Annotated in this window: 16 protein-coding genes; 8 read left to right on the forward strand and 8 right to left on the reverse strand. The window is 54.4% G+C overall.

Translation table 11 applies throughout. The features are described 5' to 3' along the window. Positions 1-24 precede the first annotated feature (24 nt). Entirely contained in the window at positions 25-453 is a 429-nt protein-coding gene (gene uspG, locus KW828_RS04360) for a universal stress protein UspG (RefSeq protein WP_218335182.1), read from the forward strand. Between the two features lie 64 nt (positions 454-517). Here the strand turns inward: uspG and ahpF are convergent, their stop codons facing one another. Next, the gene (ahpF, locus tag KW828_RS04365) at positions 518-2,080 is read right to left on the reverse strand and encodes an alkyl hydroperoxide reductase subunit F (protein WP_218335184.1); all 1,563 of its coding nucleotides are present in this window, start codon (positions 2,078-2,080) and stop codon (positions 518-520) included. 189 nt (positions 2,081-2,269) lie between these two features. Continuing rightward, complete coding sequence (ahpC, locus tag KW828_RS04370; RefSeq protein WP_072567721.1) at positions 2,270-2,833, reverse strand: alkyl hydroperoxide reductase subunit C; 564 nt, start codon at positions 2,831-2,833, stop codon at positions 2,270-2,272. A gap of 155 nt (positions 2,834-2,988) precedes the next feature. On the opposite strand from ahpC, the gene dsbG reads away from it, so the two are divergent. The 4 genes from dsbG to KW828_RS04390 all read left to right on the forward strand — a co-directional run bounded on the left by dsbG (position 2,989) and on the right by KW828_RS04390 (position 6,893). Next, positions 2,989-3,735 (forward strand): thiol:disulfide interchange protein DsbG, encoded by a 747-nt coding sequence (dsbG, locus tag KW828_RS04375; RefSeq protein WP_218335186.1) that lies wholly within the window; start codon positions 2,989-2,991, stop codon positions 3,733-3,735. Positions 3,736-3,955: 220 nt separating this feature from the next. Next, positions 3,956-4,858 (forward strand): LysR family transcriptional regulator, encoded by a 903-nt coding sequence (locus tag KW828_RS04380; protein WP_218335188.1) that lies wholly within the window; start codon positions 3,956-3,958, stop codon positions 4,856-4,858. Between the two features lie 200 nt (positions 4,859-5,058). Continuing rightward, on the forward strand, positions 5,059-6,282 hold the full coding sequence (locus KW828_RS04385; protein WP_218335190.1) for a phosphoadenosine phosphosulfate reductase: 1,224 nt from the start codon (positions 5,059-5,061) through the stop codon (positions 6,280-6,282). Then, entirely contained in the window at positions 6,267-6,893 is a 627-nt protein-coding gene (locus KW828_RS04390; RefSeq protein ID WP_218335191.1) for a ParB/RepB/Spo0J family partition protein, read from the forward strand. Before KW828_RS04385 ends, KW828_RS04390 begins: the two co-directional genes overlap by 16 nt. Here the strand turns inward: KW828_RS04390 and KW828_RS04395 are convergent, their stop codons facing one another. Then, positions 6,894-8,054 (reverse strand): pyridoxal phosphate-dependent aminotransferase, encoded by a 1,161-nt coding sequence (locus KW828_RS04395; protein WP_218335193.1) that lies wholly within the window; start codon positions 8,052-8,054, stop codon positions 6,894-6,896. 144 nt (positions 8,055-8,198) lie between these two features. Here KW828_RS04395 and KW828_RS04400 point away from each other — a divergent pair, with 144 nt between their 5' ends. From KW828_RS04400 to KW828_RS04410, 3 genes are read left to right on the forward strand one after another with little or no spacing between them, the layout of a single operon-like run. After that, the gene (locus KW828_RS04400) at positions 8,199-8,810 is read left to right on the forward strand and encodes a methylthioribulose 1-phosphate dehydratase (RefSeq protein ID WP_218335195.1); all 612 of its coding nucleotides are present in this window, start codon (positions 8,199-8,201) and stop codon (positions 8,808-8,810) included. Further along, positions 8,810-9,499 (forward strand): acireductone synthase, encoded by a 690-nt coding sequence (gene mtnC, locus KW828_RS04405; RefSeq protein ID WP_218335197.1) that lies wholly within the window; start codon positions 8,810-8,812, stop codon positions 9,497-9,499. The genes KW828_RS04400 and mtnC overlap by 1 nt, the downstream gene beginning before the upstream one ends. Next, positions 9,496-10,038 (forward strand): acireductone dioxygenase, encoded by a 543-nt coding sequence (locus tag KW828_RS04410; protein ID WP_218335199.1) that lies wholly within the window; start codon positions 9,496-9,498, stop codon positions 10,036-10,038. The genes mtnC and KW828_RS04410 overlap by 4 nt, the downstream gene beginning before the upstream one ends. Before the next feature lie 72 nt (positions 10,039-10,110). On the opposite strand, the gene KW828_RS04415 is transcribed toward KW828_RS04410, so the two are convergent. From KW828_RS04415 to aroC, 5 genes are read right to left on the reverse strand one after another with little or no spacing between them, the layout of a single operon-like run. After that, entirely contained in the window at positions 10,111-10,386 is a 276-nt protein-coding gene (locus tag KW828_RS04415) for a YfcL family protein (protein ID WP_072567712.1), read from the reverse strand. Positions 10,387-10,411: 25 nt separating this feature from the next. Further along, positions 10,412-10,960 carry an elongation factor P hydroxylase gene (locus tag KW828_RS04420; protein ID WP_218335201.1) on the reverse strand — a complete coding sequence of 183 codons (549 nt, stop codon included), beginning with the start codon at positions 10,958-10,960 and terminating at the stop codon, positions 10,412-10,414. Beyond that, a complete protein-coding gene (locus KW828_RS04425; protein ID WP_218335203.1) occupies positions 10,960-11,769 on the reverse strand; it encodes a sulfite exporter TauE/SafE family protein in 810 nt (269 codons plus the stop codon). The genes KW828_RS04420 and KW828_RS04425 overlap by 1 nt, the downstream gene beginning before the upstream one ends. Further along, a complete protein-coding gene (mepA, locus tag KW828_RS04430; RefSeq protein ID WP_218335204.1) occupies positions 11,769-12,593 on the reverse strand; it encodes a penicillin-insensitive murein endopeptidase in 825 nt (274 codons plus the stop codon). The genes KW828_RS04425 and mepA overlap by 1 nt, the downstream gene beginning before the upstream one ends. A 2-nt stretch (positions 12,594-12,595) precedes the next feature. Further along, the gene (aroC, locus tag KW828_RS04435; RefSeq protein WP_088220072.1) at positions 12,596-13,681 is read right to left on the reverse strand and encodes a chorismate synthase; all 1,086 of its coding nucleotides are present in this window, start codon (positions 13,679-13,681) and stop codon (positions 12,596-12,598) included. Positions 13,682-13,693: the final 12 nt, after the last annotated feature.

Raw genomic sequence — 13,693 nt, forward strand, 5'->3', positions numbered from 1 at the left:
GGCAAACAACAGGGAGACGCACTTATGTATCATTCCATCATTATGCCGGTCGATGTTTTTGACATGGAGCTGAGTGAAAAGGCCATCCGTCACGCCGAATTTCTGGCCCAGTCTGACGGTATTATCCATCTGCTGCACGTGGTTCCCGGCTCGGCGCATCTGAGCTTATACCGTTTTGCCGCAGATATTCGCCGCTTTGAAGAGCATGTTATGCAGGAAGCCGAAGCGCGCCTGCAAACCCTGCTCAGCCATTTTTCACTGCCGCCTGAGCGGCTGAAAACTTACGTACGCGTCGGCAGCGTACGGGATGTGGTGAATGAGCTGGCGGAAGAACTGCAGGCGGATGTGGTGGTGATCGGTTCGCGCAATCCGTCAATGACTACCCACTTACTCGGCTCCAACGCCTCAAGCATCGTCAGCCATGCGCATGTGCCTGTGCTGGTGGTACGTTAAAAAAACAAAGGCCCGGTAGCTGACGCCGCCGGGCCTTTTGTTGCAGGTGTGTCTTACGTTCTGATTATGCTTTCGTACGGATCAGGTGATCAAAGGCACTGAGCGACGCTTTGGCCCCTTCCCCGGTGGCAATAATAATCTGTTTGTATGGCACGGTAGTACAGTCACCCGCCGCAAACACGCCTTTCACGCTGGTTTCGCATTTGGCATCAATGATGATTTCGCCCATACGATTGCGCTCGACAGCGCCTTCCAGCCAGTTAGTGTTCGGCAGCAGACCAATTTGTACGAAGATGCCCGACAGCGCCAGCTGGTGCGTATCGCCGCTCACACGGGCACGATACTCAAGACCGGTCACTTTTGTGCCGTCGCCTTTCACTTCGGTGGTCTGCGCATTCAGAATAATGTCGACGTTTGGCAGGCTGCGAACTTTATTCTGCAATACCTGATCCGCTTTCATCTCTGGCGCAAATTCCAGCAGCGTCACGTGCTCAACAATACCTGCCAGGTCAATGGCCGCTTCCACGCCGGAGTTACCGCCGCCGATCACCGCCACGCGCTTGCCTTTAAACAGCGGGCCGTCACAGTGCGGGCAATAGGTCACGCCTTTGGTACGATACTGTTCTTCGCCCGGCACGTTCATGTTGCGCCATTTTGCGCCGGTCGCGATGATTACGCTGTGTGCTTTCAGCACGGCACCGGAGGCAGTTTCGATCTGATGCAGACCGCCTTCTTCTGACGCTGGCGTCAGTTTAGTGGCGCTTTGCGTGTCGATAACATCCACATCGTAGTCGTCAACGTGCGCTTTCAGTGCGCCCGCCAGCTTCTGACCTTCGGTTTTCGGCACAGAGATATAGTTTTCAATATCTACCGTATCGAGCACCTGACCGCCGAAACGCTCACCCATCAGGCCGGTACGGATGCCTTTACGTGCAGAGTACACGGCCGCTGCTGCCCCCGCCGGGCCGGAACCGACGATCAGCACGTCGTAGGCGTCACGTTTGTTCAGCTCATCGGCGGCGCGTTTTTCGGCACCGGTGTCCACTTTGGCAACGATTTCGGTCAGCGTCATACGCCCCTGACCGAACTCTTTACCGTTCATATATACGGCCGGAACGCCCATCACGTTACGATCGGTGATTTCATTCTGGAACGCACCGCCATCAATCGCCGTATGTTTAATGCGTGGGTTCAGCACCGCCATCAGGTTCAGCGCCTGTACCACGTCCGGGCAGTTGTGGCAGGTCAACGAATAGTAAGTTTCAAATTCGAAATCGCCGTCGATGTCGCGGATCTGCTCCAGCAGAGATTGCGCTTCTTTTGACGGGTGGCCGCCGGTCCACAGCAAGGCCAGCACCAGCGAGGTAAATTCGTGACCCAGCGGCGAGCCAGCAAAACGCGGCCCTTGATCCGATCCTGGGTTGGCAATACGGAACGACGGCTTGCGCACCGCCAGCGTGTTGTCTTCAACAAAAGTCACTTTGTCGGACAGTTCCGCGATTTCGGTCAGCAGTTCCCTGATTTCCGCCGATTTAGCGCTGTCATCCAGCGTGGCAGTCAACTCAACAGGTTTGGTCAGACGCTCAAGGTAGGCCTTAAGCTGGGTTTTCATTGTGGTGTCGAGCATTGTTAATCTCCTGCTAAAAAACATCATCATGCAAGCTGCCTTGTCCGGGCTGCCTGAATGCAACTTGAATCATGGTGTTGGGGGAAAACGGGTGCAAAGCTGCACCCGTTGATTGCCGGGTGGCACTTCGTTTACCCGGCCTACGTAGAGTAGGCCCGTGCAAGCGCAGCGCCGCCGGGCTTTGCAGACTTAAATCTTGCCAACCAGGTCCAGGGACGGAGCCAGAGTCGCTTCGCCTTCTTTCCACTTAGCCGGGCACACTTCGCCTGGGTGGGAAGCAACGTACTGCGCGGCTTTGATTTTACGCAGCAGGTCAGAGGCGTCACGGCCAATGCCTTCAGCAGTCACTTCGATTGCCTGGATGATACCCTGCGGGTCAACGATGAAGGTGCCACGGTCAGCCAGGCCTTCGTCTTCACGCATGTTTTCGAAGTTACGGGTCAGTGCGCCAGTCGGGTCGCCGATCATCGCGTATTTGATTTTTGCGATGGTTTCGGAGCTGCTGTGCCACGCTTTGTGGGTGAAGTGGGTGTCAGTAGAAACGGAGTACACGTCTACGCCCAGTTTCTGCAGTTCTTCGTAATGATCCGCAACGTCACCCAGTTCAGTCGGGCAAACGAAGGTGAAATCAGCCGGATAGAAGAAGAATACGCTCCAGCGGCCTTCGGTATCTTTCTCGGTAACTTCGATGAATTCGCCGTTTTTGAACGCCTGGTTTTTAAAAGGTTTGATTTTGGTATTAATTAAGGACATCTATACTTCCTCCGTGGTTTCGTTGAGGGCTACGTTACGCAAGTTTTACGGCCACGGCTAATGCGTTTACGTTATCAACTCAATAGGCAATATCTAACAACCTGCCTCGCTGCAGCGTAAAACTCACTTTTACCGTTACTTTTCAAGGCCCTGATATGTTAAAGCGTGTAGTCCTGATGACCCTTTTACCTGTTTTCGCGCATGCGGAAGACCTGCCGGATGCGGTTAAAGCGATTGAAAAGCAAGGTATCACTATCATTAAGCCGTTTGATGCCCCCGGCGGCATGAAGGGGTATCTGGGAAAATATCAGGATATGGGCGTAACGATTTATGTGACGCCGGACGGTAAACATGCCATTTCAGGGTACATGTACGACAGCGCGGGTGCCAATCTCAGCGAAAACCTGATTGAGAAAGAAATTTACGCCCCTGCCGGGCGCGATCTCTGGCAACAAATGGAAAAAGCGGACTGGATCCTGGATGGCAAAAAAGACGCGCCTCGCGTGGTGTACGTCTTTGCCGATCCCTTCTGCCCGTATTGCCACCAGTTCTGGCAGCAGTCACGTCCGTGGGTGGATGCCGGGAAAGTGCAGCTGCGCACCCTGCTGGTAGGGGTGATCAAACCGGAAAGCCCGGCGACCGCCGCCGCGATAATGACCTCCGCCGATCCGGCAAAAACCTGGCATGATTATGAGCAGTCAGGCGGCAAAATAACGCTTAACGTACCGGCGAAACCGACCGATAAGGCAGCCCGCTCGCTAAATATGCATCAGCGGCTGATGGATAACCTGGGCGCGAGCGCCACGCCTGCTATTTACTACATGAATAAAAACAATGTGCTGCAACAGGTCGTCGGCCTGCCGGATGAGCAAAAGCTTAAGGTGATTATGGGCGAAGAATGAGGCTCCCCCGGTAACAATACGGTATTCAGATGAGGGCCACAGTTTACGGCTCTCAACTTATTTTATGGCGTCTCTTTCAAATATCGGTTTTCATGATATATTCATCTAGTCAAACATAAAGAGGTTTGGTATTTACAAAGGATTGTACTTATTTGTTTCTTTACTATCGTTAAACAATCATCAGATAAATAAATCATAGTCAATAAATCAGGATGACCTAATGGCTAATCTTTATGATCTCAAAAAGTTCGATCTCAATCTGCTGGTGATTTTTGAGAGTATTTATCAACATCAAAGTATCAGCAAGGCGGCTGAAACTTTATTCATTACGCCCTCTGCCGTCAGTCAGTCGCTACAGCGCCTGCGTGCGCAGCTCAGCGATCCGCTATTTGTTCGCTCCGGGAAAGGGGTTACGCCTACGACAGTGGGCATAAACCTCCATGCGCACCTGGAAAAAAATCTCAATGACCTTGAGAATACTATTAACGTAATGAATAGTAGCGATCTGCTAAAGACCATTGTGATCTATAGTCCACAAATATTGATTTCCAATGGCATGATCCATTTAATTAAACGTTTACGTGAAAATGCTCAGTACAACATTGTGCATCACGATAGTTTTCTCGCTCCGGAAACGGCGGAAGATCTGCTGAACTATCGTAAAGCCGATCTCGTCCTGTCTCTGCTTCCTGTTACCAGTCATTCTATTGTCTGTTCCCTTTACAGGACAGAACCACTGGTGTTGATTTGTAGTAAAGCACATCCACGCGTAAACAACGACACTAGCCTTAATAGTCTTTTGGAAGAAGGCTTTACCGCCTTCTCCACGGTGGCGCATGGTTCAAAAGAGCTTTTCACCTCCATCGATAAGGCCTTACCGCAACGCAAAATTTTATTCCATAGTGATTCAAATATTTCCATTCTTAATATGATTAGCCATACTGATTTAATAGGTATTGCCACAATGCAATCATTTAAGTATTACGAGCACTCACTCAATCTGAAATTGATCGAGATAGGGGTGACATTACCCCCGATTGAAATTTTCATGATGTATAATCGGTCCTCAATGAGTAGCACTATATTCGCGCAACTTATGGAATGCATTGATTCTGAGCGGTAACCCCCTTCTTTTTTATTAACGACGATGCGTAAGTCTCGTTGTTATCTTCCTCTCTACGCAAGAAAAATTGCAGCTATTACTTACACTAACAACATTGACGAGCATGCCGTCAGCCAACAGAATATCTTTCCTTTGCAGAAACTTTCTGCCCATCCAGACGCACGCTTTTAATCATTGTCTATATTGCTGGATTAAAAATCATGTCTATAAAGAAGATTGTATTACCGGAAAACGTACTTGAAGCCAGCGTGGTGCGAATACGCTGGACGCTAGAAAATCTCCCCCGCGTTTGCGTTTCTTTTTCTGGTGGAAAAGATTCAACCGTCATGCTGCACCTTACCGCGCAGCTTGCACGGCAGTTAAATAAAAAAATCCATGTATTATTTATCGACTGGGAAGCGCAGTTCGCCTTTACCATAAATCATATTAATCGAATGCGTGAAGAGTATCAGGACGTCATTGATACGTTCTGGTGGATTGCCCTGCCGCTGACCACCCAAAATGCGTTGTCGCAATTTGAGCCTGAATGGCAATGCTGGCAGCCAGGAAAAGCCTGGGTCCGGCAGCCGCCCGCCTGCGCCATTACCGACCCTGACTATTTTCCGTTTTATCAGCAGGGAATGACCTTCGAAAGCTTTGTCTGGCTCTTTGCTGACTGGTTTTCACAGCAACGCCCTGCCGCCATGATGATTGGCATTCGAGCGGATGAATCTTACACGCGCTTTCTGGCCATCGCGTCCTCACGCAAGCAGCGTTTTGCCGATGATAAACCCTGGACCACCCGCACCCAGCGCGGCAACAGCTGGTATGTCTATCCGATTTACGACTGGAAAACCGCCGACATCTGGACCTGGTTTGCGAAATCGAAAGCCGCTTATAACCCGCTGTACGACCTGATGCACAAAGCGGGCGTGCCGTTACGCTATATGCGCATCTGCGAACCGTTCGGCCCGGAGCAGCGTCAGGGGCTGTGGCTGTATCACGTGCTGGAGCCCCAATCCTGGGCGCGTATGTGTGAACGGGTTAGCGGGGCGCAAAGCGGCGGCCTGTACGCCGGGCAGGATAATCAGTTTTATGGGCATCGAAAAATGCCTAAACCCGAAGGCCACAGCTGGCGATCTTATGCACTCTTTATCCTCGACAGTATGCCCGCCTCTACCGCCGAACATTATCGCAATAAAATCGCCGTCTACCTCCGCTGGTATGAAAAACGGGGCATGAAAGATATACCGGACAGCCAGGAGGGCGACATTGGCGCGAAGGATATTCCGTCCTGGCGGCGTATCTGCAAAGTGTTACTCAATAATGACTACTGGTGTCGTGCTTTGTCATTCAGCCCGACAAAAACCAGCAGCTACCATCGCTATAACGAACGGATGAAAAACAAACGCAAGGAGTGGGGGATTTTATGCGGCAACGAATAATCAATGAACTAAAGGATTACCTGTCCTCAGTCGCGGAAGACGATCGCATCGACGCTATCAACGCTTTCCGTCTGGCACTGCATGAGCTGAGTCCATTTCGCGAACAACCGATAGACTGCGTGCTGTGGATCAAGCACGAGGCTATCGAGCCAAATAACTACAACCCTAACAACGTGGCACCGCCGGAAAAACGTCTGCTGCTGAAATCCCTTGAGCTGGATGGCTTTACCCAGCCAGTGGTCGTCATCCGTAATAGCGTTCATCACTATGAGATTATCGACGGCTTTCACCGGCATGAGCTGGGAAAGAGCAAACCAACGCTGCGAAAGCAGTTGAAGGGCTATCTTCCTGTAACCTGTCTGCGCGCGTCAAAAACCCGCAAATCCGAGCGTATGGCGGCGACTATCCGCCACAATCGCGCCCGCGGGCGGCATCAAATCCAGGAAATGTCAGAGATCGTACGTGAACTGGCGCAGCAGGGCTGGGACGATGCACAGATCGGTAAAGAACTGGGAATGGACGACGACGAAGTGCTGCGCCTGAAGCAAATCAACGGCCTGCTGGAGATGTTTGCCGGCCGTCGATTTTCCAGTGCCTGGACCGTGGAGTAGCTACAGCTTACATAGACGCGCTGCAGCGTCGAGCAGGGTCTGACTCTGCTTGGCAAAGCACAGGCGGATCAGCTTGTGCGGAAAGGGATCGGCGCAAAATACCGATAACGGAATGGCGGCTACGCCCGCCTCTTTCGTCAGCCACTGGCAGAAGCTGACATCATCCAGATCGGAAATGGCGCTGTAATCCGCCAGCAGGAAATAGGTGCCTTCGCAGGGCAAAATCTCCAGTCGGCTATGACTCAGGGCGTCCACCAGCAGATCGCGCTTTTGCTGATAGAAGGCAGGCAGCTCGCGATAATGCTCTGGCGCTTCACGCAGCATGTCAGCCAGCGCCAGCTGCGCCGGAGTATTGACCGAAAAGGTCAGATACTGATGCACTTTGCGCAGTTCAGCGCTGATGGCTGCCGGGGCGACACAGTAGCCCACTTTCCAGCCGGTCATATGATAGGTTTTACCGAAGGATGATACTGCCACGGCGCGTGAACGTAACTGCGGATGAGCCAGTACGCTGGCGTGGCCCCCGGCAGCAAAGCAGATATGCTCATAGACTTCATCGCTGATCACGTAAATTTCCTGCCCGGCAATGGCGTCCCACAGGGCGGCAAAATCCGCTTTTTCCCAGACGGTCGCCGACGGGTTATGCGGCGTATTTAGGATCACCAGCCGGGTTTTATCGCTCAGCAGCCCCGCGAACGCCTGCCAGTCGACGCGAAAATGCGGCGGCTGTAAGGCAATACGTTTTAACACCCCGCCGGACAGCTCCACCGCAGGTGCGTAGCTGTCATAGCTCGGATCAAAGCAAATCACCTCATCGCCGTGGCGCACCAGCGCGGTAATAGCGGCATACAGCGCTTCGGTAGCCCCGGCAGTCACCGTCACGTCGCTGTCCGCATCCGGCTTATAGCCATAAAGCGCGTCGGTTTTATCGGCAATCGCCTCCCGCAATGCCTGAACCCCGGTCATCGGTGCGTACTGATTCGCCCCCTGCGCCACGTGATGCGCCAGTCGCGCCTGTAAATAGTGCGGGCCGTCGTAATCCGGGAAGCCTTGCGACAGGTTGATCGCCTGATACTGCTGGGCCAGTGCGCTCATTTGCGAAAAGATGGTGGTGCCAAGGGCGGGAAGTTTGCTTTGGGGGATCAGCGGGTTATTGCTCATGAGTCCATGCCTGCCTGTGATACTTGTGTTGCTGCCACTATAACACGATGTTAGTATTTGGCAATCAAGACGCTTAGACGTCTAAACCATAACGATATTCCTGCCGCCAGGCTCATCCTCTACGGCCATAAAGGAAGACACTGCATGACCGACAACCTGCAACTCTCTGCCCTCGTCGACACCTGTCACTGGATCGGCGCAAAAGGCTGGGCCCCCGCCACCGGCGGCAACATGTCTGTACGGGAAGACGCTGACTGGTGCTGGCTCAGTGAATCCGGCAAGGACAAAGGCAGCCTGACCGCCGATGATTTTCTGCGCGTGGAGATCGCCACCCACCGCGTACCGTCCGGGCGCACACCGTCGGCGGAAACCGGCCTGCATACACTGATCTACCGCCTGTTCCCGGAAGCAAACGCCGTCCTGCATGTGCACACGGTGAACGCCACCGTGCTGTCGCGAGTAGAGAAAAGCACGCTACTGACGCTGCACGGCTACGAAATGCAAAAATCCCTCAGTGGACAGCGTAGCCATCTGGACAGCGTGCCGGTGGCAATTTTCGATAACGACCAGGATATTGACGCCCTCGCCCGCCGTATTGAGGCGTTCGCCCAGGATCATACGCTGCAATATGGTTTCCTCTTGCGCGGCCATGGTTTAACCTGCTGGGGACGCAGTGTGGCGGAAGCTCGCCGTCACCTGGAAGGTCTTGAGTTCTTATTCGAATGTGAAATGCAGCGCCGCCTGCTGGAGAGATAATGATCCGCGCGATAGTTACCGATATTGAAGGCACCACCAGCGATATTCGCTTTGTGCATGATGTCCTGTTCCCGTATGCCCGCGAGCGACTCGCCGCGTTCATCACCGCGCAGCAATATGGTGAACCGGTCTCCTCCATTCTCGACAATCTGCGTGACGAAATTGACCAGCCGGATGCCACCACGGCAGAGCTTATCGACACGCTGTTGCGCTTTATGGATGAAGATCGCAAATCCACGGCGCTGAAAGCGCTCCAGGGCATTATCTGGCGCGAAGGGTATGTGCACGGTGACTTCACTGGCCATCTCTACCCGGATGTGCTGCCGTCGCTGGAAAAATGGAAGGCGCAGGGTATTGATCTCTATGTTTATTCCTCCGGCTCCGTCGCCGCGCAGAAACTGTTATTTGGCTACAGCGACGAAGGTGATATTACTCATCTGTTCAGCGGCTATTTTGATACGCACATCGGCGCGAAACGCGAGGTGAGTTCCTATACCAGTATTGCTGAACAGCTGGGCCTGTCCCCGTCGCAGATTTTGTTCCTGTCGGATGTTCATCAGGAGCTGGATGCCGCAGCGGAGGCCGGGCTGCGTACCGTGCAGCTTATTCGCGGTGATGACGATGCCGCCAGCCATCATCACCAGGTTCATCGTTTTGATGTTATCAATCCGGAGCAGATCCCTTCATGAGCGCCCTGACGATTTTTTCAGATACCGACGCCAGTCAGCACACCTGGCACAGCACCGATGCCGCTGAGATCCAGCAGCAGCTCAACGCCAAAGGCGTGCGTTTCGAGCGCTGGCAGGCGGATCGCGACCTGGGAGACAACCCCTCTTCCGACACGGTGATCAACGCCTACCAGTCGGCGATTGATAAGCTGGTGGCCGAAAAGGGCTATCAGAGCTGGGATGTGATCAGCCTGCGTGCAGATAATCCGCAGAAAGACGCGTTACGCGCAAAGTTTCTTAATGAACATACGCATGGCGAAGATGAAGTGCGCTTTTTCGTGGAGGGGGCGGGGCTATTCTGCCTGCATATCGGTAACGAGGTGTATCAGGTGCTGTGCGAGAAAAACGATCTGATTTCGGTCCCTGCCGGCACGCCGCACTGGTTTGACATGGGTTCAGAACCGAATTTCACCGCCATTCGTATTTTTGATAATCCCGAAGGCTGGGTGGCGCAGTTTACCGGTGATGCCATTGCCGATGGCTATCCGCGCCTCGCATAGCATTTTCCCCTCACCCCGGCCCTCTCCCGCAGGAAGAGGACGTACGTCGGACGGCAGGGTGAGGGGGAAGCGTTAACCTTTCGCCTGGGTAAACAGCGTGTCCCACATGCCCAGTACCAGCGCCTGATCGCGCGGGGAAAGCTCACCGGCCTGAATGGCTTTTGACAGGCTGGCGCTGACGTTAGCGTGCACGGCTTCCGGGGAGTGGTCATCGCCATGCTCCAGTTCCGCGACGGCCAGCGTCAGGTGCCCACGCAGATAACCGCTGGCAAACAGCTCATCGTCTCCGGCCGTATCTACCATGTCATCAATTAACGCCAGAATGCGTGCTTCAAACTCCGCGATCATCTTCTTTCCTCTTTAATTCGTGGCTTCAGTTCAGATCTTCCGGCCACGGAAACTGTGCTGCCGTTAACGGCGGCGTATGATAATAATCCTGTAGCGCCTGGATGAAACGCGCCGGACGCGGGGGAATGCCCTCTTCCAGATACGTCATCACCTGAGCATGAACCCGGCGCTGAAAAGCAATGCGATCCGGTTCGAAATCGCCGTTCAGGTTGTCGCAGCTGATATTGAACGGGAAGCCCGCGGCGAGGCAGAACATCCACTCCAGCGCCTGCGGCTTCACTTCCACGTCCTCAAACTGCCCCTGCGTCGTGGCATCGCGCCCGTCCGGGCAATACCAGTAGCCAAAATCCACCTGCTCGCGACGCGCTTTCCCGGCAATACACCAGTGCGAAATCTCATGTAAGCCGCTGGCATAAAAGCCGTGGGCAAAGACGATGCGGTTATAGGGCACGTCGGCATCAGCAGGAAGATAGATCGGTTCGTCGTCGCCTTTAATCAGACGGGTATTAAAATCACCGGCAAAGCAGCCGTCAAAAATGGCGATTAATTGCTCATAAGTGTGCGTCGTATTCATTAGTTCATCCCCAACCAGTGAAGGATCTCCTGTCCATGGCTATCAAAAAGCAGTTTTGCGCTCATTACCGCCGAGACAATGACAATCATCGGGCGAATGAGTTTTTGTCCTTTGCTCAGCACCAGCCGTGAGCCCATGCGCGCGCCAAGAAACTGTCCGGCAAGCATCACGAAACCGGTGGCCCATACCACTTTACCGCCAATAATAAACAGTAACAGGCCGCCGACGTTGGAGGTGGCATTCAGCACTTTGGCGTGGGCGGTGGATTTCGCCAGATTGAAACCGCACAGCGTGACGAAGGCCAGCGCGTAAAACGATCCTGCCCCCGGCCCGAAAAAGCCGTCGTAAAATCCCACGCAGCCACCGGCAATCAACGCAAACGGCAGGCCGTACAGCCGTCGTTGACGATCCTCTTCGCCGAGTTTCGGCATCAGCAAAAAATAAAGCCCGATGCAGATGATTAAGATCGGCAAAATCTGGCGCAGCACGTCAGACTTCACATACTGGACCAGCAGCGCGCCAGAGGTAGAGCCGATAAACGTCATCAGGATATTGAGTTTTTGATCCGCCAGATTGACGACTTTCAGACGCACAAAATAGAGCGAGGAGGAAATAGAGCCACCGCAAGCCTGTAATTTATTGGTGGCCAGAGCCTGGGCGGGCGTCATTCCCGCCGCCAGCAAGGCAGGAATGGTCAGTAAGCCGCCCCCACCCGCCAGCGCGTCGATAAATCCCGCCAGCAATGCCACAAAAAACAGTACCGCCAGCAGTAACGGCGACACCATAAAGAGATCGATAAAGTTGTCCATTAGAGTGCATGCTCATCCAGTAGCGCCTGGCAGGAAGGCGGCAACGGCGGCGGTGTCTTCTTCTCAGGCTTTGTTATCGGGGGTTTTGCGGGTTCAAACCAGCTTTGTAATTCTGCGCCGCAGCCATCACCTGGCGGCGGCAGCGGTTGATCTTCACATTCGAGACTGTCGGCCGGGCAGCGCAGACGCACGTGCATATGGGCGCGATGCTGGAACCACGGACGGACTTTGCGCAGCCAGTCGCGATCCGTACCGGCGTCGAGACAGAGCTGCTGTTTGATGGCCGGATTGACGAAAATACGCGTCACGTCATTATCTTCCGCCGCCAGCTTGATCAGTTGGCTAATCTGCGGCTGCCATAGTGAAGGCACCACGCGTTTACCGTCGGCGGAAACCAGATCCAGCGCTTGCGGTTTCAGCAGTTGCGCCGCCGTCCAGCGGGTTTGCGGAAGTTGCAGGAAAATATCCACATCCAGCCCGCTCTGATGGCTGGCGTGTCCACCGTTAAAACGGCCCCCGGCGGGCATGCCCATATCACCGATCAGCAGGGTTCCCAGCCCCAGGTTATGCACCTGATTACCCAGACGCTGGATAAACAGCACCAGATCCGGATGACCAAAATAGCGGCGCTGATCGGTACGCATCACCTGGTAGGTATCCGACTGCACGGGAAGCTCGCTGGCTCCGACGATACAGCCATTGGAAAAGGCGCCGATAGACTGCGGGCTGCCTGCCACCGGATGGGTAATTTTCTGCCAGGGCGTGGCGGCGAGGCTGAACTGGCTGGCGAGCAAGGCCGCCAGCGCAATGACACGTTTTTTCATGTTTACCAGCGTGGCAATGTAGTTGTGACGTCCCCGTTCTGCGCCCGCTGGCGCATGAAGTGATCCATCAGCACGATGGCGAGCATCGCTTCGGCAATCGGAACGCCGCGGATCCCCACGCAGGGATCGTGACGCCCTTTGGTGATCATCTCGATCTCTTCACCGGCGCGGTTAATCGTGCGCCCCGGCACCGTAATGCTGGAGGTCGGTTTCAGGGCGATGTGCGCGACGATCTGCTGCCCGCTGCTGATACCGCCGAGAATGCCGCCGGCGTGGTTGCTCTGGAAACCAGCATGCGTTATTTCATCGCGGTTTTGACTGCCACGCAGCGCCACAGAACCAAACCCTTCGCCGATCTCCACACCTTTAACGGCGTTGATGCTCATCAGCGCGTGGGCGATGTCGGCATCCAGACGATCAAACACCGGTTCGCCAAGGCCCGCCGGAACGCCATCGGCCACCACGGTGATCTTCGCGCCAATGGAGTCGCCCTCTTTTTTCAGGCCGCGCATCAGTTCATCCAGCGCCTCGATTTTATCGGGATCCGGGCAGAAGAACGGGTTTTGTTCCACCTGCGACCAGTCTTTGATTGCAAGGGGAATATCGCCCATCTGGGTCAGACAGGCACGGATCACGATACCGAATTTTTGCGCCAGGTATTTCTTGGCAATGGCGCCCGCCGCCACGCGCATGGCGGTTTCGCGCGCGGAGGAGCGTCCGCCGCCGCGATAGTCGCGCAGGCCGTATTTTTGTTCGTAGGTATAATCGGCGTGGCCCGGACGGAAGGTGTCTTTAATCGCACCGTAATCCTGAGAACGCTGATCGGTGTTTTCGATCAGCAGACCAATGCTGGTGCCGGTGGTGACGCCTTCAAAGACGCCGGAAAGAATTTTGACCTGGTCCGGCTCGCGACGCTGCGTGGTGTAGCGAGAAGTTCCCGGACGACGGCGATCCAGATCGTGTTGCAGATCGGCTTCGCTCAGCGGCATGCCGGGCGGCACGCCATCCACAATGCAACCCAACGCCAGACCGTGTGACTCGCCGAACGTGGTTACGCGAAAGAGTTGTCCAATACTGTTTCCTGCCATCACGGCTCCGTT

The organism is Enterobacter sp. ENT03, from assembly GCF_019218745.1.
Classification (GTDB): Bacteria; Pseudomonadota; Gammaproteobacteria; order Enterobacterales; family Enterobacteriaceae; genus Enterobacter_D.

Bases quoted from the DNA above. Each gene is read 5' to 3' on its own strand.
- KW828_RS04415 (WP_072567712.1), bottom strand. From the start codon at position 10,386: ATGATCGCGGAGTTTGAAGCACGCATTCTGGCGTTAATTGATGACATG.
- KW828_RS04390 (WP_218335191.1), top strand. From the start codon at position 6,267: ATGCGGCAACGAATAATCAATGAACTAAAGGATTACCTGTCCTCAGTC.
- ahpC (WP_072567721.1), bottom strand. From the start codon at position 2,833: ATGTCCTTAATTAATACCAAAATCAAACCTTTTAAAAACCAGGCGTTC.
- KW828_RS04420 (WP_218335201.1), bottom strand. From the start codon at position 10,960: ATGAATACGACGCACACTTATGAGCAATTAATCGCCATTTTTGACGGC.
- KW828_RS04425 (WP_218335203.1), bottom strand. From the start codon at position 11,769: ATGGACAACTTTATCGATCTCTTTATGGTGTCGCCGTTACTGCTGGCG.
- KW828_RS04380 (WP_218335188.1), top strand. From the start codon at position 3,956: ATGGCTAATCTTTATGATCTCAAAAAGTTCGATCTCAATCTGCTGGTG.
- mtnC (WP_218335197.1), top strand. From the start codon at position 8,810: ATGATCCGCGCGATAGTTACCGATATTGAAGGCACCACCAGCGATATT.
- ahpF (WP_218335184.1), bottom strand. From the start codon at position 2,080: ATGCTCGACACCACAATGAAAACCCAGCTTAAGGCCTACCTTGAGCGT.
- KW828_RS04400 (WP_218335195.1), top strand. From the start codon at position 8,199: ATGACCGACAACCTGCAACTCTCTGCCCTCGTCGACACCTGTCACTGG.
- uspG (WP_218335182.1), top strand. From the start codon at position 25: ATGTATCATTCCATCATTATGCCGGTCGATGTTTTTGACATGGAGCTG.
- mepA (WP_218335204.1), bottom strand. From the start codon at position 12,593: ATGAAAAAACGTGTCATTGCGCTGGCGGCCTTGCTCGCCAGCCAGTTC.
- dsbG (WP_218335186.1), top strand. From the start codon at position 2,989: ATGTTAAAGCGTGTAGTCCTGATGACCCTTTTACCTGTTTTCGCGCAT.
- aroC (WP_088220072.1), bottom strand. From the start codon at position 13,681: ATGGCAGGAAACAGTATTGGACAACTCTTTCGCGTAACCACGTTCGGC.
- KW828_RS04410 (WP_218335199.1), top strand. From the start codon at position 9,496: ATGAGCGCCCTGACGATTTTTTCAGATACCGACGCCAGTCAGCACACC.
- KW828_RS04385 (WP_218335190.1), top strand. From the start codon at position 5,059: ATGTCTATAAAGAAGATTGTATTACCGGAAAACGTACTTGAAGCCAGC.
- KW828_RS04395 (WP_218335193.1), bottom strand. From the start codon at position 8,054: ATGAGCAATAACCCGCTGATCCCCCAAAGCAAACTTCCCGCCCTTGGC.